The sequence below is a fragment of the Lacticaseibacillus zeae subsp. silagei genome (assembly GCF_030770335.1).
Classification (GTDB): Bacteria; Bacillota; Bacilli; order Lactobacillales; family Lactobacillaceae; genus Lacticaseibacillus; species Lacticaseibacillus zeae.
On the sequence record NZ_CP132484.1, the window covers coordinates 140404 to 163055 of the forward strand.

The 22652-nt window shown below is 48.1% G+C and carries 19 protein-coding genes and 1 pseudogene; 3 read left to right on the forward strand and 17 right to left on the reverse strand.

From position 1 onward, the window contains the following. Positions 1 to 385: 385 nt before the first annotated feature. The 15 genes and pseudogenes from LACZS1_RS00715 to LACZS1_RS00785 all read right to left on the reverse strand — a co-directional run bounded on the left by LACZS1_RS00715 (position 386) and on the right by LACZS1_RS00785 (position 16978). Positions 386 to 3613 carry an MMPL/RND family transporter gene (locus LACZS1_RS00715; RefSeq protein ID WP_083311585.1) on the reverse strand — a complete coding sequence of 1076 codons (3228 nt, stop codon included), beginning with the start codon at positions 3611 to 3613 and terminating at the stop codon, positions 386 to 388. Continuing rightward, positions 3610 to 4212, reverse strand: coding sequence for a TetR/AcrR family transcriptional regulator (locus LACZS1_RS00720; RefSeq protein ID WP_070650944.1), 603 nt, complete (start codon positions 4210 to 4212; stop codon positions 3610 to 3612). Before LACZS1_RS00720 ends, LACZS1_RS00715 begins: the two co-directional genes overlap by 4 nt. Before the next feature lie 465 nt (positions 4213 to 4677). Beyond that, on the reverse strand, positions 4678 to 5418 hold the full coding sequence (locus tag LACZS1_RS00725; protein ID WP_070650942.1) for a sulfite exporter TauE/SafE family protein: 741 nt from the start codon (positions 5416 to 5418) through the stop codon (positions 4678 to 4680). Then, on the reverse strand, positions 5382 to 6713 hold the full coding sequence (locus LACZS1_RS00730; RefSeq protein WP_070650940.1) for an amidohydrolase family protein: 1332 nt from the start codon (positions 6711 to 6713) through the stop codon (positions 5382 to 5384). The genes LACZS1_RS00725 and LACZS1_RS00730 overlap by 37 nt, the downstream gene beginning before the upstream one ends. After that, entirely contained in the window at positions 6714 to 7160 is a 447-nt protein-coding gene (locus tag LACZS1_RS00735) for a hypothetical protein (protein WP_070650938.1), read from the reverse strand. It abuts the gene before it with no gap. Beyond that, positions 7160 to 8001 (reverse strand): annotated as a pseudogene (locus LACZS1_RS00740) (DUF3100 domain-containing protein). The gene LACZS1_RS00735 and the pseudogene LACZS1_RS00740 overlap by 1 nt, the downstream one beginning before the upstream one ends. Positions 8002 to 8524: 523 nt before the next feature. Next, positions 8525 to 9289, reverse strand: a complete 765-nt coding sequence (locus tag LACZS1_RS00745) for a helix-turn-helix transcriptional regulator (RefSeq protein WP_306402827.1) — start codon at positions 9287 to 9289, stop codon at positions 8525 to 8527. Further along, entirely contained in the window at positions 9274 to 10419 is a 1146-nt protein-coding gene (locus tag LACZS1_RS00750) for a trans-sulfuration enzyme family protein (protein WP_070650936.1), read from the reverse strand. Before LACZS1_RS00750 ends, LACZS1_RS00745 begins: the two co-directional genes overlap by 16 nt. A 3-nt stretch (positions 10420 to 10422) precedes the next feature. Further along, entirely contained in the window at positions 10423 to 10806 is a 384-nt protein-coding gene (locus tag LACZS1_RS00755) for a RidA family protein (protein ID WP_070650934.1), read from the reverse strand. Then, a complete protein-coding gene (locus LACZS1_RS00760; protein ID WP_070650932.1) occupies positions 10799 to 12181 on the reverse strand; it encodes an APC family permease in 1383 nt (460 codons plus the stop codon). The genes LACZS1_RS00755 and LACZS1_RS00760 overlap by 8 nt, the downstream gene beginning before the upstream one ends. Next, positions 12178 to 12930: a gamma-glutamyl-gamma-aminobutyrate hydrolase family protein gene (locus LACZS1_RS00765; RefSeq protein WP_070650930.1), complete on the reverse strand. Its 753-nt coding sequence runs from the start codon at positions 12928 to 12930 to the stop codon at positions 12178 to 12180. Before LACZS1_RS00765 ends, LACZS1_RS00760 begins: the two co-directional genes overlap by 4 nt. 565 nt (positions 12931 to 13495) lie before the next feature. Further along, positions 13496 to 14158, reverse strand: coding sequence for an ABC transporter permease (locus tag LACZS1_RS00770; protein ID WP_003615771.1), 663 nt, complete (start codon positions 14156 to 14158; stop codon positions 13496 to 13498). Beyond that, positions 14158 to 15087 (reverse strand): osmoprotectant ABC transporter substrate-binding protein, encoded by a 930-nt coding sequence (locus LACZS1_RS00775; RefSeq protein WP_049172407.1) that lies wholly within the window; start codon positions 15085 to 15087, stop codon positions 14158 to 14160. Before LACZS1_RS00775 ends, LACZS1_RS00770 begins: the two co-directional genes overlap by 1 nt. A gap of 11 nt (positions 15088 to 15098) precedes the next feature. Continuing rightward, positions 15099 to 15728, reverse strand: a complete 630-nt coding sequence (locus LACZS1_RS00780) for an ABC transporter permease (protein ID WP_070650928.1) — start codon at positions 15726 to 15728, stop codon at positions 15099 to 15101. Between the two features lie 2 nt (positions 15729 to 15730). Further along, positions 15731 to 16978, reverse strand: a complete 1248-nt coding sequence (locus LACZS1_RS00785; protein WP_070650926.1) for a betaine/proline/choline family ABC transporter ATP-binding protein — start codon at positions 16976 to 16978, stop codon at positions 15731 to 15733. A 1168-nt stretch (positions 16979 to 18146) separates the two neighbouring features. On the opposite strand from LACZS1_RS00785, the gene LACZS1_RS00790 reads away from it, so the two are divergent. Next, positions 18147 to 18800: a CPBP family intramembrane glutamic endopeptidase gene (locus LACZS1_RS00790; RefSeq protein WP_047106667.1), complete on the forward strand. Its 654-nt coding sequence runs from the start codon at positions 18147 to 18149 to the stop codon at positions 18798 to 18800. A 378-nt stretch (positions 18801 to 19178) separates the two neighbouring features. Continuing rightward, positions 19179 to 19493 carry a Gar-IM gene (locus LACZS1_RS00795; RefSeq protein ID WP_070650922.1) on the forward strand — a complete coding sequence of 105 codons (315 nt, stop codon included), beginning with the start codon at positions 19179 to 19181 and terminating at the stop codon, positions 19491 to 19493. A 71-nt stretch (positions 19494 to 19564) separates the two neighbouring features. Here the strand turns inward: LACZS1_RS00795 and LACZS1_RS00800 are convergent, their stop codons facing one another. After that, positions 19565 to 20323 carry a LytR/AlgR family response regulator transcription factor gene (locus LACZS1_RS00800; RefSeq protein ID WP_231956411.1) on the reverse strand — a complete coding sequence of 253 codons (759 nt, stop codon included), beginning with the start codon at positions 20321 to 20323 and terminating at the stop codon, positions 19565 to 19567. Positions 20324 to 20327: 4 nt separating this feature from the next. Beyond that, positions 20328 to 21635, reverse strand: a complete 1308-nt coding sequence (locus tag LACZS1_RS00805) for a GHKL domain-containing protein (protein WP_070650918.1) — start codon at positions 21633 to 21635, stop codon at positions 20328 to 20330. A 223-nt stretch (positions 21636 to 21858) separates the two neighbouring features. Here LACZS1_RS00805 and LACZS1_RS00810 point away from each other — a divergent pair, with 223 nt between their 5' ends. Next, entirely contained in the window at positions 21859 to 22470 is a 612-nt protein-coding gene (locus LACZS1_RS00810) for a CPBP family intramembrane glutamic endopeptidase (RefSeq protein WP_168165298.1), read from the forward strand. Positions 22471 to 22652 lie beyond the last annotated feature (182 nt).

Genomic DNA, 22652 nt, shown 5'->3' on the forward strand with positions numbered 1-22652 from the left:
TCATTTTGGATCTTATATATGTCTTGATACAAAAAGAATCCTATCATCATTAGCAGATGTTTCGCTAATAACAATGGGACTCATGTTGATTTTAAATTGCGTTGTCGATGGTCAAGGACTGACCAACACTATCTATATCGAAGATAAACCCGGCATTGCTCATCGCGGTGACGAAGCTTATCGATGAGTCACGACTCCGGATTGTTCGTATCTGACGGCTTGCTTTTTGACGAGGCCGGTGCTGATACTTGCTTTGACCGCTGCCGTGAAGTTTTAGACGTCGAGGCTTGCGAGTCTGCTGCTGGCATCGCCGCTAAATGGACACGCGGTGCAGCATGCGACGATGGTTGCGGATGCTTAGGCGTCGAATTCGCGGCTGCAGGGGTCACAACCGGCGCTTTAGGTGTTGGCTTGGTTGGGGGCCATCTGGGTCGGGTGCATCTGAATCAGGAGCCGGTCCGGGGCCTTGCGGGTGGTTGTTTTTGTGCATCTGTTTGTCGGTCAGACTGATGACGCTGGACATGACCAGTGGCAGCAGGAAGACCAATAAGATCAGTCCGATGATGACGGCCAGCGCCACTTGAATCAAGGTGGTAATGCCGGACGGAATCATAGCCGCAAAGGTGCCGCTTAAGATAACCGCAGCTGAGATGACAACGGCGCCGATGACGGTGGCGGCTTTGGCAATGCGTTGGGTCATGGTGCCGCCTTCCAGCGCGTTGTCACGGTAGCGAACCATCAGGAAGATGCTGTAGTCAACGCCGAGGGCAACGAGCATGATGAAGGAGAAGAATGGGGTGTTCCACGTTAACATGGCGCGCCCGAGTACATAGGTTGAAAACAGCCTGGTCAATCCCAACGATGTGATATAGGCCATCAGCAGGGTGGTAATGATGCTGATGGGTTGAATCACGGAGCGCGTGACAACGATCAACGCGATGCCGATCCCGATGATCATGATGGCAGCGGTTCGTTCGAAGTCGCCGTTAGCCAAGTCCTGGAGGTCAGCGGTTTGCGACGTTTGGCCGCCAATTGCCACAGTCGCATCATCAAGCGGCGTGTGTTTCAACTTGGCGGTGAAATCCGCTTTGATCGCTTTAATTTGTTGGGCGGCCGCATCGGTACTTGGATCGCCTTTTGACACCACGGTAAACTTCGTGATTTTGTTGTTATCGGCCATGTAAGTCGCTAATGCTGGCTTAAAGGTTTTACTTTTCAAGGTGGTGTTTGGAATATAGAACTTTTTGCCTAAATACGATCGCTGTAGCTCAGTCAGATATTGCTTCATGCTGGTGCTGCCGTCCGCAATCGTGCCGAGGGCTTGATTGGCGGAAGTGAGGCCGCTTTGCATTGAACTGACTTGCTGGGAAATCGCCTTGATTTTCGTGTTCAAGGTCTGAACGCCGGTGTTGACCTGCTCGGCACCGCTCGCAATTTGCGAAGCGCCATTATTAAGCGTGCCGTTTTGGCTGGCGAGTTGGGAGGACCCTGAGCTGAGTTGGTTGACACCGGAAACCAGCGTCGGGACTTGGCTGTTCAGCGAATTGATGCCACTGTTCAGCTGATTGGTACCACTGGTGAGGGTGCCGATGCCGCTGTTCATGGCAGTGGTGCCGGCATTTAAGGTTTTAATGCCATCACCTAAAGCACTTGTGCCATCGGTCAATTGCTGCACCCCGCTGGAAAAGGCGTTGATTTTGTCCAGAATCGGCTGGGTGAGCTGACTGGCATCCGGCAATTGATTGATGAGTGTGATGATTTGTTGAGCCGTCCCGGTTAACGTCTGAATCTGATTGTTCAGCGTGTCCATGCCACTGGTGAGTTCGCCTGACTTGCTGCTGAGCTGATTCATCCCGCTGGCAAGCACGGTGCTGTTGCTGTTGAGTTCGTTCATACCCTTGGCTAGCTGAGTGGAACCGGTGCTCAAGGTGTTGACGCCAGAAGTTAGCGTTGGCAGCTGGCTACTTAACTGGCCGAGGCCATTATTCAGTGAGGTGACCCCGGATGTATACTGACTAATGCCGCTGCTGAGGCTGCTGGCGCCAGAGGACAATGTCGTGGTGCCGTCTGCCAAGGTTTGCACCTGTTGGGTACTGCCCGCGACATTGGCGTTTTTGATTTGGGTGTTCGCATCATTAAGCCCGGCTTGAACCTGCTTCAAGCCTTTGACACTTTGCGTTAAGCCGCTGTTGATCGTTTTGAGTTGGTCGTTAAGATACAGTGACTTGATTTTACTGCCACCTGGCTGGGTGACCGACGCCACGGTTTTAACGCCTTTTTCCTGCTGCAGGTAGGTGGTGACGTCATCGATCGTGCCCAGAACGGTCTGGCTATTCAGTGGGTGCTTACTCTGAATATAAATCGTGGTCGGCGAGGCCATGCCTTTTGAATAATGATCCTGAATCAGGCGATAACCGACTTTGGATTGCAACGTTTCCGGCAACTCGTCGGCGTTGTTGAAGTTAAGCGTCTGGTTGGCATTCAGCAAAAATGGCACGGCGATGATACCGATAACGCCAAGCGTGATGAGCGGGCGGGCGATGCCAACTTTGGAAAGACCATGCCACAGGCGGCTGGTGCTGTGGCCATCCAGATTCTTGCTCGGCCAGAAAAGTTTCTCGCCCATAGTTGCCATGAAGAACATGTTCAGGGTTAAGAGTACCGTCAAAAGAATGAGCACCCCAATGGCGACACCAACCGCGGAACGATAGAACTTGAAGTTGGCTAGACCGAGAACCGAAAAGCCGATCAGAACCGACAGTCCGGAATAAAGAATCGTGCGGCCGCCGAAACGTCGCGCAATGCCGGCTGCCTTGGTTCTGGGAATACCTTGGGACAATGCGGCTTTAAAGTCGTCATATAGCAAAATATTGTAATCTGTCCCGATCCCGAATAAAACAACCACAAGGAAGACTTGCGTGAAATTAGAAATCGGAAAATTGGCCTTATCGGCGAGCGTCATGATGATGTTCAACGATGTCAGGAAGGAGATCGCAACCGTTAGCAGCGATACCAGCGGCACAATCGGTGAACGGAAAACGATGATCAGCACGATAAAGATAAAAATCGCGGCAATAATTTCCGTTTTCTGGATGCCTTTTTCGGTTACCGTGGCGAAGTCATCGTTGAGTACATCACTGCCGGTGACATATGTTTTGACGTTCGCGGTTTTGATTTGTTGCTCGAGATTCTTGGTTTGCGGCCGGACCTGACCCTTGGCTTTCACGTCAACCAGTGCCATCTGAGTGGTGCCATCTTTGGCATCAAGCTGCTTTTTGGTTTCGGCGTTGTCAGACGACTGCGTGACGTTGACAATTTTAACGGCTTTGGAATCTTTGAGACCCTTAAGCGTTTTGGTAATCGCTTTTTTCTGGGTTGCCGTCAGCTTTTTGTCGCCATTGCTGAAAACGAGCGCGAAGGAGCGGACTTTCTGGTTATGGTTGGCCCTTTTCTCAATGTTGGCCGCAACTTGGCTTTCTTCGTTTTTGGGCAGTGACAAGGCGCCTTTATCGCGGACGATTCCCGAGACGTCAGGCATGGTCACGAGGGTCACCAAAATAACGACAAGCCAGAAAATCAGGGCAGGGATGTGACGATTGCGAAGATTTTTCAATTAAAGACCCTTCTTTCACTGGTGAGACCGTTCCAGACCTGATTTTTCAAATCGGCGGCCAATGCTTTTTGGTTGGAAACGTGGCCTTCGATTTGCTGCTGCGCCCAGACGATATCAATCATGCTGACAATGCTGCCATAAAGAATGGCGAGTTGCGTCCGGACATCGGCTTTGACGATCACCCCGCGCTCCTGACCATCCATGAGCATATTGTTGATGAGCGTAATGACCCGTCCGCGGGCAGCCCGGCTTTCGGCATTGAGTGCTTCATTGAAGATGTTTTGCTGAATAAAATGCAACTCTGTCGGGTACTGCTCCATGGATGCGGTTGCTGCGTCAAACAAGCGGCCGAACATGGTCTCTGGGTCATCGGGATCACAGTCAGCAGCTTCGGCTAGCGAGTTGTGGAAGAAATTCATAATATCCGTAAAGGCGGTGTTGAGAATATCTTCTTTGCTTTTAAAATGCCGATAAATCGTGCCGACTGCGACTTTTGCCGCTTTGGCGATGGACGGCAGGTTGGTTTCGGCGTAACCGCGTTCGGCGAATAACTTAACAGCCTGCTCGATAATCGGACTTGGTACAGGAATAGATGCCATGATAACCTCCTTATGGAATGAACGTTCATTCGCATATCTTAGTGTTTATGAATATTCTTGTCAAGATGGTATGAAAATAATATTCCACTGTTAGTTATCTGGTTATCTAGGAAGACAAAAATTGTGCTATAACTCATCACGCCAAACAAAACAGACGAAATGATTAGCGCTAATGCGGAAATTATTTCGTCTGTTTCACTCAGATATTTTGTTAAGTTTTTAAAAACCAGTGCCAAGGCGGAGCAATCGTAGGCCAGATGGGGCTCAGCTGTGAAATTGGGCTTAAACGGGCGGTTTTCCCGTTTTAGGCCAAGGCCGAGCTTTGAAACCGCGGTTTTTGCGGGTTCAAAGTCGTGCCCTCCGCTCTAGCTTCGCGTCGCCAGCCCCATCTGGCCGGAGATTGCGGAGTTTGGCACGACAAGAAACGCATAGTCTGAATTTATGCAGTCTTCAATATTTCTTGATTTATGGCCACAGCTTAATGCAACCAAGGATAATCGAAAAAATGGCGGTGCCGTTTTTCAGTAAACGGCCATCGATTTTGGGGCCGAGGCGGCTGCCGACGATGACGCCGAGGCCGTGGGTGACGAGGATGATGGCGAGTAGTGGCAGGGTGTTCATGAGCTGGATCTGACTGAGGTAACCGACCGCGGCGGGTAAGCTGATGAAGACGGAGTTGAGTAGGGCAATGCCGACTGCTGCGTGTGGTTCACAGCCGAGTAAAACGAGTAGCGGCATGACCAGCACTGGGCCGCCTGCTCCGGAAAGTGCGCAGATTAAGCCGGTGACGATGCCTAAAATGACAAGTAAAATCGGGTGATTTAGGTGATCGACACCGGGTTTTGGCGGATAGCGTTGTTGAATCAAAATGGCAATGCCGGATAGCAAAACGACCAGGTAGAGTAATAGCTGAACCCAGCTGGTCGGCAGTAAAAGGTTTAGCCGGACACCAAGAATAGCGCCGACAAAACTACCGCCGCTGAGCATATAGGCGATGCGCCGATCCATCAATCCCTGCCGTTGATAATGGCGTGATCCGAGCCAGCCGGAGATAATGAACGCCAGAAAACTAAACGCCAGACCCTCCGTGGTGCTGTAGCCGAGTCCTGCCGTGTATAAGATTGGAAGTAAAAAACCAGCCACGCCGGTCATGCCGACGAGGCCGCCGATTATGATGTTGCCAATTGCGATGATGATGATTGCCATAGTGTTGGGTAGCGCCGTGCACACACGGCTTTGATCCTTTCTACATCTAATGTTAACACTTTTCGTTTTCGCATCAGCCACTTACCGGCCACCATGGAATCAGCCACATCATTGGCATTGACGCTTTCTAATAACGTGTTGTTCCAATTACCGGTTGGCCATAAGTGCGGACTGTCGATGTCCAGACCGATGATGTCTGCCTGATACCCCGGAGCGATGCGCCCCAGCTGCCCGGACATATTCAAAGCAGCCGCGCCACCGTCTAATACCAGCGCCATAATGGTGGTTGCCGGCATGATATTGGCGATGTGCTGTGGCACGCCATAATGCAAGGTCATGATCGCCCGGAAAATTTTCATTTCCTGCCACAGACTCAAGCCGCCATGCGCCGCGCCATCGGATCCCAGACCAATAGAGACGCCAGCCTTCAACAGTTCAGGCGTTGGCGGCACCCCTTTGCCAGAGTTGCTGAACGGGCTGTGGTTGATCTTAACGTGATACTTTTCGATCAAGGCCTTTTCGGTGTCGTCTAGAAAAAGGCTATGCGCCCCCAGAAAATGATCGCTCAAGGCACCGCGTTTGGCAAGGTAAACATAAGGCCGTTCACCGCAACGGTCAAGGATGCCGGCTACTTCTTGGGGATATTCGTTCATATGAGCTTCGAGAAAAGTGTGACGATCAGCGGCGCGTTGAGCGGCCAGATCCACGAGTTCATCGGAACAATTATTCAACGCGCGCAGAGAATAATAAACCTGTAAATGATGGCGGCCGTGGAATTGATCGTAAAGCGCATCGGTGTGGGCAATGGCGGTTTTGGCATCCATGTTAATCGAAGCAGGCAGCGTCGGATCGTCCATGGTTGAATAGGCAAGGGCACCCCGCAATCCGCTTTGCGCATAAACAGTTCCGGCGGCGGCCATGTGATAACCGCCAGCGTCCACAAATCCGGTCGTGCCACTGGTGATCATTTCCAGTGCCGCTAGTTGCGCGTTAAGCGTCATGGTCTCGGCCGTCGTATCAGCTTCAAACGGCAGCATAATCTTTTTCCAGATAATGCCTTTGGTGTCCAGCACGCGGCCGCGGAGTAATTGCTGACCGGTATGTAAATGACTGTCGATCAAACCGGGCATGAATAAACGATGGGTACCGTCAATGACATCATCAGCTTCGGCTGGAAAACTACCGTGGTCGCCTACCTGCGCAATTTTACCGTCTTTGATGAAAATATCCTGATGCGGCTTGATCACACCGGGTGCGGTCATGGTCAACGTATCCTGAATCAGTGTGCTGGCCAATTAAATCACCCCTGTCAGTTTCAACGTGAGGGTGTCCCACAAAAGCGAGCCGACAAACGTCCCGGTCATCACGGCAACTCCGACAATAATGTACTTCCAGCCTTGATGAATGAAGGTGCCCAGCTTATCGGAGATCGCAATCCCGGCGAACGAGCCGACCACGGTGAACGGTGCGGCGAAGGCGATGACTTTGGTTGAACTGATAACCACCGCGGCGATCGGTGAAAACGGCGCGGCTGCCAGTAGTCCTAGAACCGAACAATAGGCGATGATGGGCAACTTGAACGGCATGATTTTGGCTAAGACAACAGCGACAAGGGTGATGGCGATGAGAATGACCACGCCCGGGAGACTTTTGGCGATGCTGACGCCGGAACCGATCCAGTTAGCTAGCAAGGTGCCGACACCACAGACACTGAGGAGAAACAACCATTCACGTAATCGCATTACTTAATCCGTCCTTTCACTGCAGCAGGCGTCTTGGCACGGCGGCCGGCGAACATTTTATCTAAAATCGTGTAAAGCTTATCTGTCAGCGGAATCGCCAGGAACATGGTGATGTAAATACCGGTGATGCCGGCGATGGTATTGGCGGCTGACGCCATGGCGGTGATGGTGTTGGCATCGTGGGGGAATAGCTGGGCGAGGCTGGCGCTGGCCGAAGCCATGAAAATGCCGGCACCGACGCCGGTGGACATGCCCAGCGCCTTGGGATCAAACCAGCCGGTCATGCCGAGCACCGTGGCCATAATGCCAAAATAAATCGTGCCGAGAATGCCGCCGACGATATAAATCGCCATACTGCCGCTGGCTTCGTCAGAATCCGAACCATAAGCCGAATTGATCAAGGCGAGGTGATACTCGCGATTAAGCGAACTTGTGGCGCCGATCGACTCGCGCCGCAAGCCGAGCAACATGGCCAAGGGGAGGCCGAAGAAAATGCCGAGCAGATTGCCGAAGCCATGACCAACAAGGCGGGGCCGGCGTGCAGAATCATATCCATATTCGCACCGGCAGTAATGCCAAGATTGACCACAAACGGGCAGATCCCAACAATGACCAATTTCGATGCGGCTTTGACGTGTTTGTTGTCAAACCAGTGCATCACTTGCGGACCACTTAACATGCCGAGAATAATGGCGTAGAAAACCGGAAATAAAATGATCATCCCCGGACCGACTTTAAGTTTCACAGTTCCGATGTATTCAGCGATCGCGGTGAATAAAGCAGCGACAAGATAACTTTTCCATTCGACTTTAATACGTGCGCGTAAGCTAGGGTAAGTCATGGGGTCCTCCTTGTGAAATGAATAGACCCAGTTTAGCGCAATTGTTTGGGTAAATAAAGGACGATTAGATTAAAATACGGTTTAATGTTCGTGTTCATCTTTTGTAAACTGATATATCTGCGGCAAAAATAAAATAAATGACAATATGAGCGAACTTGTGAATTGCTATAAGTATAGTTACCTTAGATGTTCCTTACCGTGCCAAACTGCGCAATCTCCGGCGAGAGCAAGGGCTGGCGACCGCGAAGCTAGAGTGGTGGGCACGACTTTGAGCCTCAGCAAGCCCGGCTGAGTCTCAAAGCTCGACCTTATTGTAGGTGGGGCAAAGAGCGCCCCACCAACAATAATTTCACCACTGAGCCCCATCTGGCCTACGATTGCTCCGCCTTGGCACTGACATTTTTAATTTAAGCCGACTAACTAATTTCCGATACAGAAAAACGCGACCGAATTTTCTACTGGTGAAAATTCGGTCGCGCATTCTTTTTTAATCATCACTCAGCCACTAACTAATCCAAACTCATCACTCATACGACGTACTTTTATCAGCCTGTTTGATGATTTGCAGATACTTATAGATGCTGACGGTGGACATGTTGAGGTATGCCGCGGTTTTGGCGACGGCGTCTTTGAGTTCGAAGAAGTGTTGCTCGTAAAGGCGGCGCACGATAGCGATTTTTTCCTTGCGGGTCAGGTCGGCGATTGGCGGGTTGGGGGTACCCGTTTGTTCGATGACGACTTGCCGAATGGCGCCTTCTGGTTGAATGAACAGGTTTTCCGTTGGGGGAGTCGATTCAAGCAGGTCCGCGGCAGGGGCTAGTTCCGGTTGGAAGGCCTGAAGGAGTTCTTCGCTTAATTTCTCAAGCGTCGCCAGTTGTTGGAAGCGGCTGACGTCGGTGTTGATGCAGATCATGCCGATCAGCTCGCCGGCTTGGTTCTTGATGAAAAAGCTGGCGGAGTTGACTTTTTTGCCATTCATCAACGTGCTTTGATAGTGCACGACGTAATCCTGCTGCTGATACAGTTTATCGTGTAAGACTTTTGCGATGAAGTCGGTCGCCGGTGAATCCATGGTGCGTCCGGAAATGCTATTTGCCAAGAAAACAATCGAGGAGTCATAGCCATCGGTCGCGGGATTAATGGCGTGCATCACGATTTCTGTCGTGGGACCGAGCACATGCGCAAGAAATTTTAAAAATGGACGGTAAGAATCGGGGGTGATCGAAATCCTTCCTTTCTTGATAACCGCAGCAGTCCCAGGATTCGTCGGGGTTAGATTTTGGCTAATGCCTGGGTCAAGTCAGCGATTAAGTCTTCAGTATCTTCAATGCCGCAAGATAGCCGCAACAAGCTGTCAGTCACGCCTTGAGCAGCGCGTTCCTCGGCGGTTAGACAGGCGTGTGACATGGTGGCTGGGTGGGACAAAATAGATTCCACCCCGCCTAGACTGACAGCAAAAATCGGTAATTGTAGCGCTTCGATGAACGTGTTCAACCGCGCTTTGTCGGCGCCGGCAATTTCAAACGACAACACTGCGCCGCCGTTTTCTGCTTGCCGCATGTGGACGACATGACCGGGATGCTCCGGCAGGCCCGGGAAGTAAACTTGCTTGATTTTGGGATGCTTTTGTAAAAATGTTGCGATACTTTGGGCATTTTGCGTTGATTGTTGCATGCGCAAGCCCATGGTTTTCATACCGCGCAAAACCAGCCATGCGTCTTCAACGCCGAGAATGCTGCCGAACTCTTTTTGAAACAGTGAAAGTTCTTCGGCAATGGCCTGATTGTTTGTCAAAACGGCACCGGCGACCACGTCACTGTGACCGTTGATGAACTTGGTCAGACTTTCGATGACGACATCGCATCCCAGCGCCAATGGCTTTTGGTAAAGTGGCGTCATGAATGTGTTGTCGGCCACTGTCAGGATACCATGTGCCTTGGCCAGCGTCACGATAGGCTGAATATCAGTGACTTTTAGCAGCGGGTTCGACGGCGTTTCCACGTAGATCATTTTGGTTTTGGGCGTCAGTGCCTGTTCAATATTAGCAAGTTGATCGTAAGCTGTAAACACGACATCAATGCCGTACTTAGGCAGAATTTTGGTCGCAAACGCACCGGTGCCGCCGTAGACTTCAACCGGGAAAATAATCTGATCGCCAGCGTTGAGCAACATGATGGTGTTGGCAATAGCGGCCATACCCGAGCTGAAGACAAAGCTGAATTGTGCCCCGGTCATTTTGGCTAAGCCTTCCTGCAAGGCGTCAATGGTCGGGTTGCCAAATCGCGTGTACATGTAGTCGCGACTGGTTCCCAAGGCCGGGCTGTTGAACGTGGATGCTTGGTACTTAGGAATCGAAGACGCACCGGTATGGCTGTCGATGACCGGGTAGCCATGTAAAAGATCCGTATTGATACCCACTTTTTAATCCTCCGGGACTTCCGCCACCATGTCGACTTCCAGTAATGCCTGCGCCGGTAATTCGCTAACCAAAACCGCGGTGCGCGCTGGGTAGCCATCATGGAAGTAAGTCCGATAAACCTGATCAAAACTCGCCAGTAATTTGAGATCGTTGATGTACACGGTGGTTTTGGCCACATGATCAAAAGACGTTCCGTTATCAACCAGTATGTGATTCAAATTGGTCATCACTTGTTTGGTTTGGGCAATGATGCCTTCCGGAACGGCCTTGGATTCCGGACTGAGTGGCAGTTGGCCAGAGGTGAAAAGGACCGAACCGATCTGGGTCGCGGCGGCGTAACTGCCAAGGGGAGCGGGGATGTGGGTGCTGGTCAAACGCTTAATCATATTCATACCTCTTTTTCTTAGTTTGATAGTTGAAGAGCATCATCCCAAACGGAATCACGACATAGCCGAGGATCATGGCGACAATCGCAAAATAATTCGGGGCATGCTGGTTATTGGCATCGAGAATGGTAAATTGACCGATCCAGTCGAATTTAATAAGCAATAAAACGGTCAGGATCAGCGACACCGCTGGGCAAACCATATCAGTGAGCACATTTGGGCGCGCCGGATTGATGAGTCGGCGATCACCGCGGCCACGGAAGAATTTCATGACGCACAGCGGAATAATCAGAAACTGAACGAACCGGGAGATGGAGCTGAGAATGATGATACTCGTCATGTCATAACGGAAAGCCATCGGTAGCAGCACCGCCAAAGCAATCGTCAAAAGAAACGCCGGCAACGGGAAGTTTTTCGCTGTCCGCCCGGCTAACCAGCTAGGCAGTTGCCCTTGTTTGGCAATGGCTTCCAACACCCGCGGACTGTGAAAAGAAGCCGCAACGTTGATACCTAACATTGAAATCAGTGCCCCATATAACACGATATTTTGAATCAGCGGGTTATTGAAAACCGCCACTAAGGCCACGACTTCTTTGGTCGCCATCATCGCCTGCGGATTCACCATCATGGCAATCCAGACAACGCCGATATAGACAACCGCAATCACCGAAATCGCTAGGGGAATCGCAATCGGCAGATTCTTTTCCGGCTTATCCATATCATCTGCCCCACTGGCAACGCTTTCAAAACCAGTGAAAGCATAAAACGCGGCGATAACCCCCATGACTAGGGTACTCAGAGTTGCGTTGGTGCCCGCGCTGGTCAACCGGTCAATCTGGGCAAAATGATTCACGCCGGTGGTGGCAATAACGCCGATGCCGAAAATGATGAAAACCAGCAAGGCGGCTAACTTACCAATCGTTGACAGATTGTTGACAAGCTCGAAGAATTTTGGCCCGAAACAGTTAATTACTAGCAGTGACAACATCAGTAAAATCAAGCTAATTGTGACAAGCATCAAATCGTTTTGATCAAAACCGAAAATGCGTAAAACGGTTTTGACAACCGCGGTGGCCATGACGCCCCAGGCAATGCAGGTGGCAATGTAGCGCGTGATGCCGACGTAGAAGCCGACGTGTTCGCCGAACGCTGCCTTGGCATAAATATAAGCCGCGCCGCTGTGTGCGACATACTTGGCTGCTGCGGCAAAGGTCACGGCCAGAATCGCCGCGAAGCAAGCCGCGATACCGTAGAGAATTAACGCTTTGGAGCCAGAAGACTGCACCACGGCGCCTGGCGAAAGGAAAATACCGGAGCCGATAATGGAATTGATGGCCAATAAAACGATTGACCAGAAACCGATTTTCTTTTTCATAGGCTCGAGCTACTTGCCGCGGTAGCTTGCGTTTGTTGAATGAAGTGGCTGAATAGGGCGTTCATGAGCGGTTGGCTGTGCGTGAGCATTTCCGGATGCCACTGCACGCCCATCATGATGTGGTCGCCATCTGCTTCGATCGCTTCCGGCACATTGTCCGAAGCGGTCGCGACAACGTGAAATCCTTCGCCAATCGTTGCCATGATCTGATGATGAAACGAGTTCACCCGTACCTTTGCCTGCTTTAAAATCGTAAACAGGCGGCTATGTTGGTCGATGCGCACGGCATGCGTGACCTGTGCCGAATTCGTTGCCTGCCAGTGCCTGATCGTCGGCGCATCGCGATAACTGAGATCCTGATAGAGCGTGCCGCCGTGATAAACGTTTAGAATCTGGGTGCCACGACAAATCCCTAAAATCGGCAGCTGGCGTTGTTTCGCTGACCGAATCAGATTTAAATCAAACGCATCCCGTCTTAGTGATGTGTCACCTAACTTGTCCAGGGGATCATGATTGTAGCTGCTCGGGTCAACATCATGGCCGCCGGATAAGATCAGCCCATCCAAGGCCGCGACTTGTCGATCAATGTCAGCAGGATCATCGAGCAAAGGTAAAATGACCGGAATCCCGCCATTTTCGGAAACTGCGGTGATATAGTCCTCGTTCACATAATCACGTTTGTAGCCGGGGAACATGCCTCCTTGGTCGACAAGGACGCCTGCTGAAATGCCGATAAGTGGTTTCTTCATATTATTCACCTCCGATTTTGAGTATAACATAACTTCTAATAAGTACAATATTTTATAAAAATAACTAAAGGTATTTTATATCAGCAAGTGGAATCGCTTTAATTAAGCAATCTTATAATAACGTTGATTTTGTGTTGAAAACGAGTGTGGACGCGGGATTTTTATAAATAACATTAGTGCTGTTCTGAACATTGTGAATTTGGGCAATGAGTTCTGGGCCGTGCCAAACTACGCAATCTCCGGCGGGAACTGGGCTGGAACGTGGTGGGCACGACTTAGAGCCTCTGCAAACCCGGCAGAGTCTCTAAGCTCGGCCTTGTACTACGCCGGGAAAATCGCCCGGCTAGTACAATCTCACCACTGAGCCCGTTCCCGCCTCCGATTGCTTCGCCTTGGCACTAAGATCGCACAACTTTTGACAAATTATTCATGACGAAACAAAAGACGGGCACAATCGAAACGTCGAATTGTGTCCGTCTATCTATAGTGACATTGAGTTATAACCCAGCCACCATGAATTGTATTGAGTTTTGCTAAATGAAGAGCAATGGTGTTAGACCTACTTTTATGAAGCAGCCTTTCCCTTTGGTTCGAGCCGGCGTTCCAAGAAGCCGAGGACGAGGTCGGAGATGATGGCCATTAGCGCTGTTGGTAACGCACCAGCGAGGATGATGGCTCCGCCGTTGGTGGCGTTGGTGCCGCGGATGATGATGTCGCCCAGGCCGCCAGCTCCGACGAAAGCGCCGATTGCGGTGATCCCGATGGCGACGACCAAAGCGTTACGAATCCCGGCCATGATGACCGACATGCTTAAGGGGATTTCGACCATATACAGTGACTGCCAGCGGGTCATGCCCATGCCTTTAGCCGCGTCCATCAGGTTCTTATCGACATTTTGCATGCCGGTGTAAGTGTTCTTGATGATTGGCAGCAGCGAGTATAGGAAGACCGTTACGATCACGGTGTTTACGCCGAGTCCGAGTCCCAGCATGATGATTGAAAGCATCGCTAGGCTGGGGATGGTCTGAATGACGTTGGCGATGCCGATGACCGTGTTACTCAAGGTGCGATGGCGCGCAATTGCCAGCCCAACCGGAATGCCGATCACCGCTGCGATGAGCACCCCATAGATCGAAATCAGAAAATGGCGGGCGAACTGACTCAGCACGTAGGAACCGTTGTTGGCAAGGTAATACCAGAATTGCTGCCAAGTATCCATGTTAGCCATTAGTCGTCACTTCCTTTGAAATAATTGTGTTTGGCAAGAAACTTTTGCGCGACCACATTTGGTTCAAGTAACTGGTCGTCGACTTGATAGTTGAGTTCCTGCATGGTTTTCAGGTTGATCTTACCGTCTAAGCGATGCAGTAACGGTTTTAGTTTAGGGTATTTCTTCAAAAGGCTATTATTAACGACCAATGAGCACTGATAAGGCGGGAAGAAGTTTTTGTCGTCCTTCAGTACTTTCAGATTGTAACTGCGAATCCGTCCATCAGTGGAATAGCCAAGAACTGTCTGCATTCGGTTTGCTTCAACGGCATCGTAAACCAGACCAATCTGCATCGGATAAACCCGCTTAAAGTCAAAGCCATATGCTTTAGTAAAGTCGCTATAGCCATCGCCTTTCCGGTTCATCCAGCTGGAGTCAACGCCGGCATTGTATTGCGGTGCGACTTTCTTTAAATCGGAAACGGTGTTGAGATTGTCTTCTTTGGCTTCTTTTTGCGTCACCATAAAGGCATAGGTGTCAGAAAAGCCGTAAGATGGATACCAGGTCTGATCGTAGCGCTTTTTGAACTCGCGCTTGACGATGGCGGTGGCCTTAGCTGAGTTCTTGACCGGGTTCATGCCTAATGTGCCGGTAATCTCGGTGCCGGTGTAACGCGTAGCACTAATATCGGCATCGTTGCGGACCATGGCTTGATGCACCACGGTTCCGGAGCCGAGGTTATTGACCAACGTGGTTTTGTAACCTAGCTCGTGATTGATCAGTTCGGCAATGATATTGGCCATGATCTGCGACTCGGTACTGGTTTGCGAGGCGATCCGGACCGTCCCGTCGTTACCGGAGCCGCCTAAGCCAGGGAAGCCGCAGCCGCTCAACAAGAGAACCGGAATCAGCAAAAGTGACAGGAATAATTTTTTGAACTGTTTCATCTTGCCACCTCCTAAGCGCGTTCACTGACAGGTGTCAGGTGGTATTCCAACCGCCCGAGCAACCAGTCAACGACCAGTGCCAAAATGGTAACAGGAATCGTGCCGCCGATAATCAGATCCGGCTGGAAGAGATTTAAACCGTTGAAGATCAGATCCCCAAGACCGCCAGCCCCGATGTACGAAGCCAAGGTTGCCCAGGCAATGACATAAATAGCTGACAAGCGAATACCTGCCATGATCACCGGCATCGCCAAAGGCACTTCGACTTGTCGAATCGATTGCATCGCCGTCATGCCCATACCTTTAGCCGCGTCTATTAACACCGGATCGACATCTTCCATACCGATATACGTATTCCGCAGAATCGGTAACAACGAGTAAATGAACAGTGCAACGATAGCTGGCACTTTCCCGATCCCGAATAAAGGAATCATCAAGGCCAGCAACGCCAATGACGGCACCGTCTGCAACATGCTGGCAATACCGATTACGATTTTGGCGGTCTTAGGAAAACGCGTCAACAAAATACCTAGCGGAACGGCGGCGATCACCCCAAGACCTAACGCAATTGCCGAGATGTAAAGCTGTTCCCAGGTTTTGGTGATCAGTTCACTGCCATGTGCGTTTAAAAAAGCAAACATGGTCACACCTCCTTAGGTGCGTCTCGGTCATCTGCCGCTGCCGAATCGGTTGCCGGTTCCTGATCGGAAGGCGTTGCCGGCTCTTTAGCACTATCGCTAGCTTGATCGTCTTCATTTTCGCCCCAGATGGTGTCGTAAACGACATCAACTAATGAAGCACGGGTGACAATACCGACCAATTTCTGATCGTTATCAACCACCGGCACATACTTGAAACCGCGCTTTAAAATGCGATCAGCGGTATCGCGCAGCAAAGCGTTCTTATTCACATAGAAGATACTTGACTTGGTAATGTCGCCAACGCTAGTAGCACTTTGATACCGGGTTTCCAGCGATTCCAAATCAATGAAGCCTTTCAGATGATTTTCATCATCCGTCACCAACAGCGTATCAACGCGACGTTTACGCATCAGGGAAATCGCTTCAGCTAGTGACTTGCCTAGCGTGATCGCTGCAGGATTCTTCAGCATGATCTGCTCAACGGTCGTGACATCAGCGCGCGCCTGAAACAACCGATCCTGGCCGACCAGGTTCTCAACAAACTTGTTCGCTGGATGCGTCAGCAGTTCGGTTGGTGTCGCATTTTGAATGATATGCCCGTGATCCATCACCACAATTTTAGTTGCGAGCTTAAGCGCTTCATCCATATCATGCGTGACAAAAACCACGGTCTTACCAAGCTTCTCCTGCAGATTCTTAATCAGTTCCTGCAAAGCCTCACGGGTAATCGGATCCAAAGCGCCATAAGGTTCATCCATTAAAATCAGATCCTGATTCGCAGCAAGCGCCCGGATAACGCCGATTCGCTGTTGTTGGCCACCGGAAAGTTCGGATGGATAACGATCCAGATAATCCTCCGGCAATTCAACAAGATCCACCAGCTCCTTAGCCTTTTCGCGGCGTTTTTCTTCCGGCCACTTCAATAGCTTCGGGACAATGGTGATGTTTTCATAAATGGTCATATGCGGCATGAGGCCGATGTTCTGGATAACATAGCCGATTTGACGCCGCAATTTGACGGCATCGATTTTGTGAATGTCCTTGCCGTTAAACAAGATTTGGCCGCCGCTGGGTTCCAGCATGCGGTTAATCATGCGCATCGTGGTTGTCTTCCCGGAACCCGACGTCCCGATAAGACAAACAAACTCACCCTTATGAATCTCAAGGTTGATATGTTCGACCGCGACATTCCCGCCTCGATAAACTTTTTCAACGTCCTTGAACTGGACCATTGGTTGTTCTTCTGGCATCTGACGCGCCCTCCTTTATTTGATGATTCCATAATAACACATGAAGTTAATTGTATTTTAATCGAAGACCCGTTGTGGGGCGGGAATCTTGCACTGATTGGTTGGTGGGGGAGAAGTTTAAGCTTAGTAGGTAGATGAGAGAGTCGTTAGGTGAGGTAACGTTCGGAGTGGCATCGTTGTTATGGCTGGCCCTAGGCAACTTGATGGTTGTGGGTCACTGCTCAATTTGCGTTTTAAATAACTGAATAAAGACTCGAGAACCATCGATGCTTGCATACTAAGATGATATTATAACGGCCGGGAAGTGACATGATCGTCGGAAAAATCACATTTATTACATATATTTTTAATAACGCTAACCTGCGCTTGTTTAGATTCATTAATGGTTATTAACGCAGCAATTTTTAATTAAAAAATAAAATTATAGTAGAAAAGGTTTGGAAAACGCTTTACTTTTCTTTGAAAAAATGAAATAATACTTGTGCACAAGGATGTTGTGCACAATACCTTCAACACCTATGGGAACCTCGCGATGGCCCTTTCCATGATTGCAGCAATTACGGGCATAGGCACTAGTGGTTCAACCGCTGCCGTAACAATTATGTATGTTATCAAAAAAGCCAAAGCTAAGGCTGTCACATTTTAGTTGACGGATGGGATGGGAGAGAGTTAAAAATGAAAAAAAGCACTGGGCACTTCTTGATAGCAGGATTACTACTTTTAGTGATTGGCGTTTCTCTGGATCTTATCATGGTTTTTGGTGGAAAAAGCTTTTCACAAGCTTTGTCAAATACTATTCTACTTGGAGCTCAGCTGATCACTTTGATATCAGTGTATTTAATTTACAGAGCATTGAAGTAGTAGTTATCGTAACAAATTGCCCTTCATCAAACAATTGTATTTTAATTGAGGATCGGTTGTGGGGAGTGAGTTTTGCGCGGGTTGGGGTTGGTGGAGAGAGTTGTGAGTTAGCTGGGGTATGAGGCGGTCATTAAAGGGGAAAGTTAATGAAAGGGCTAAAAACTTAGTTGTTTGTTAGGAAATGAAAGTTTATGATTGAGAGAATACTTTTATGGTTATGTTAAATCGAATGTCAGTTTCTGACTTAGCTTAAAGGCTTCTGCGTTTAGAGTGTCTGAGTTATAAACTGGGAACAGGAGTCATTGTTTTGGAAAAAGCTAAGTCCATACTTTGGGGGATTATCTTATTCATACCCATAGTTTATCTCGCTGATGGCGTTTCGCTTGTTGGCTACTTCACGACGAATATCACACTGAACTGGATCTTTGTCTTTGGTAGTGCAACAATCTCCATAACGTTATTGATGCTGTTAGATCGAAAAATACAAAAAACATCTCCATCGCAAAAACAGCAATCGTCGCTTTTGAAATATCTGCTGATGCCGATTATTTGGGCAATCTTCATTACTGTGATCAATCTTGTCTTGAATAATCTCGCCTTTCTTCCGCATTCAAGTGAGAATGTCTTACAGTCAGAAACAGCTCAATTGCTGAAGGGATCATTAAGATGGCCAATGATATTGGCAGTTTGTCTATTTGGTCCTATATGTGAAGAACTAGCTTTTAGAGGTGTTATAGAACACTATCTGTCGAAGTTTTTCAGCTATTGGGTGGCGGTTGTCGTGACTGCGCTTATTTTTGTTTTACTTCACGCGGAGACTATTATTCCATCGCTATCTTTGTTCATCTTCGCTGTAGGGCTAAGTGTGCTCAACAAAAATTCGGGAACGTTGAGGACAAGTATCATCGCGCATATCACCTACAACGTGCTGGTCACAATACTAGTGATGATTCAGTTGTAGCAAATTTTTCGTGATACGAACTTTGATGACTGGGTGGCAGAAGGACGATTAATAAGTGTTAATTGTCGCGCGGTCGCTGATAAGTCCCCGAACAGGAGAATGTATATATGTGATTGAGGCTCAAAGCGGAAGAAGTCTTGACCTGATTAGAACGGCCGCTACGATAATAGTGCAAATCGATACGTTTAAAATTCGGCAGTCCGATTTGTTGGAGAACGGTATATAGTTATCACTTGTCAGGCGCGCTTACAGAAACTGCATCTTAATTTTTTACTGACAATAGCGTTACGACCAGAGACCTAAGAGAGGTATTATCGGAAATGGCCGGGATAGCGCAGACGCTTCTGGGCGCCAACAATAGTATTGGATGTGATAAAAGTGTTTAAGCACAACAAGAAGCCCGATGATAAGGAAAAAGTACTAAGTGCCTATTATGATTTTGTGCTTGATCCAAATATCACCGACCGTGAGCGAAAGATTGGGCTCTTGGCTAAAGGTGATATCGAGCGAGGAAGATATTTCGTTGCCGTTTTAAATCAAACGCTAATCAGTTTTCAAAGAGAAGCGATGCGAACAGGTTTGACGAAGGATGCTTCTAAATTCTATGACTTTTTGGAGCCAATTCTGAACAGAAACGTCCCTTTTGGAACCAACCGTGGTGCTTACGGGACGCTTAGTGGGTACCTTGATTGAGCTTTTCATTTAATGCAAGCATTGTCCCCTCCCTCATTGGAGAGTGACAATGCTTTTTTGAATCGCATTTTTTACTTGCTGTGATGATGGTTAAGCATCTTTTTTAAAAGCTTCTGCTTTCGAAAACTGACGTCTAGTTTGTCATCGTTGTCCATATACAGATAATGGTTGGTGGTGTCCAATTGCTTAATATGATCTGGGTTGACTAAGATGCTTTTGTGTATGCGAAACAATGTTGGGTATAAAGAGGCGATATGATTAAGATTGTCATGAAATGTGGCGATCTCATCGAGTGCATGCATCTCTAAGTTGCCGGGATTACCAGTGGCCGTTTGAATATAGAGTAATTCGTCCAATCGTACAGCGAACATCTGGCCGTTGATGGAGTAATTGAACAGGTTATGAGACCGAACTTTACGATCTTTAACCTGGTCAAGGACTTGTTGAAGATCACGTCGAAGTCGTCTAGAAGTTTCAGCTATCGGAGCATTTTTATCGATTAAGTCTAAGGGTGCGATTTTATGAGTTAAGATCGAAAGTGCTGCCTCAGTATGGCTGGTTACAAAGATTATATCCGTGAAGAGTGATGCGTTTCTTATCGCTGTCGCCACGTCAACCCCACTAAGGTCTGAGTTGTCGATTTCTATATCTAACAGGTAAAAACTGTCTTCTTCGGCAGCGGGTTTGATTGTCTGAAGAAGCGTCTTTGGAGATGCGGTGGCAAGCTTGATTGTTGCTGAGAGTTCCTCAATCATAATAAAATTCTTTAGCTCATGCGTTAGAGTTTTTAAATAAGCAGGATTATCCTCTAGTATATAAATGTTGAGCAAAATATTATTCCCCCACAAAGAGACTAATTTCTAAATGATTTTGACGTTTCTTCTTTCGTACGTTGAGGTCCGGGTATTTCTGAACAAGTTCATTGATAATCGCCATACCCTGCCCGTGATTTGGGCCTTTAGTGGTGAAGCCTGAACCGTCTAGTACCTTTAAATCAAAGTTAGTCGGCACATTATTGGCGACAGTTAGTTCAATACCAGTCGAAGACTTATACAGTAGCAAGACTTCGAATTGGTGCTCCTTTAGCTTGAGGGTCTCATCGAGCGCATTATCAATCAAAATTCCTAGGATACGGATAACAGTTAGTCCTAAATCAGTTCTGACTTCGGGGATCCGCTTATCAGTGCGAATCAACATTTCAACACCTTTATTGGCAGCCTCGTTCCACTTTAAATATAGGAGACTTTTGAGAGGGATGCTTTCAACAGCAGCAAGCATGTCATTACTTATCTCAGCGGTGCTAAGCGAGTTCTGAGCCTGTTTGATGATGGCCTGTGTACTACTGGAGGAAGAGGACTCCTTATCAGTTTCGGTTAGCGATATCTGCAAGGTTAAGAGAAGGTTCTTATAGTCATGGAGAATTTTGTTTGTTTGCTTTCGCTGTTCATCAATGGTGGCGGAATACTGCTTTCGAGCCATTTCTGCCTGCTTTAGCCAAGTGAGTTCCATGTTGTATTTGAATGCTTTTAGCAAAGAGAATATTGAGAATGCGTTAATACCTATAGACAGAAGAAAGACGCAGAGAACAAACATTTCAACTGGGGTTGGGATGGTCAAGATGTTCAGAACAACCTCAAGCACATATAGCAAAAGACAGATAGTTCCCGTTGAGATGATCACACTTTTAGCAATGCCACGGTTTTTTTGCATGAACTTTCGTACAGTCAAGATGACATGCATCTTGGTTAGTAATAACCATATTACAAAAGCGCAGTATAGCGTCTCACTTATAAATATCCCGGACCAGCCTAGGGCTTCTACCGTCCGGGGAGCAAAGACTTCAGCTATTCCGACAAATATTGTTTGAATATTGACGTTAACAAGATTGAGATCCATAAACAAAAAAATCCACAGCATATCTTCAGGCTTATCTGTATATGCCATAAAGGCAATATATAGTATGCCAAATAGTATTTCGCCAGAGGTTGAAAAGAGCGTAGAGAGCGTCATGCCCAAAGTGGACCAGAAGAAGATGTAGCCCGGTTTTAGCCGAGCGTAGAAGATCAGTGAAAGAACGGAGATACCCGCAATATAAATTGGTAAAAAAGTAAAAAAATATTCAAATCCGGGAACAGGTGTCAAAATAGTCCTCCTCAAATGGATTACATACCTAATTTAAATATACGATGCCTAGTTTACAAAGTCTAACGAGGTTTTCAAAGAGGAAGAGAGGCGAGTGACGTTAATAGCGGATTTCGATACGTTAATATTTTTGTCGCTCAGCTTTTGTTAGTTCTGATAAGCTCATCTAGACAGATTGAATGAGGCGGAGTTTTTTGAACAGGTAAAAAACATGGGAGGCGTTGTGAATCAAGTGCAAAAACAAATTTCTGAAGATTATAAGCACACACTGTTTTTACCAATAATATTTGGGCTTCTTGTACCACCTTTCATCATTGCTATGGCGAATGAAAACGAAATCGGATTTATATCCTTTATCGGAATAACGATTTTGTGGGTGTATGTTCTCTTTACATATGGATATCTTCGGTGTTTGGGTATCTTTAAAGTATCAGTTGGTCGGGCCGTCAAAGGTTTATTGGTTGCGATGGTCATACTACTTTTCCAGATGCTTATTATGTTCCTTACAAAAGCTCAAGGTGGGGCTAGTCAGTTTAGAAACTTACATTTAAATATTTTGCTCCCCTTTGCTTGTTTAATTGGCCCAGCATGGGAGGAGACCATTTTTCGATACGCAATAAACATCAAATTTTTTAAAGGTGGCTTTAAGGGCATTTGTGTTTCTTCCGCTTTATTCGCTGTTGCTCATGGGTCTACGAGGCTGGTTGATCTCTTAGTATACTTTGGCATGGGATTTTTGCTTTGCTTAGCTAACAGGAGGCGTGAGGATATCTTTGCTTCAGTTCTAGCCCATAGCATTATTAATGTGGTTGCTGTATTGGCATTTGTAAAATAAAGGGTTTTATTTTGAAGTCTCATGCTCTTGTTTTTCAAGATTTATTCTCCCAAAAAATCAGATGCTTCGGCTGCTTCTGCGTTTGGCGATTGAATCAACCGGCCACTCTTATCTTAGATTCCTTACGAAGATAACTCTATGGAAAGCATTGCAAACTTTACGCCGACTACAAAGAATTACAT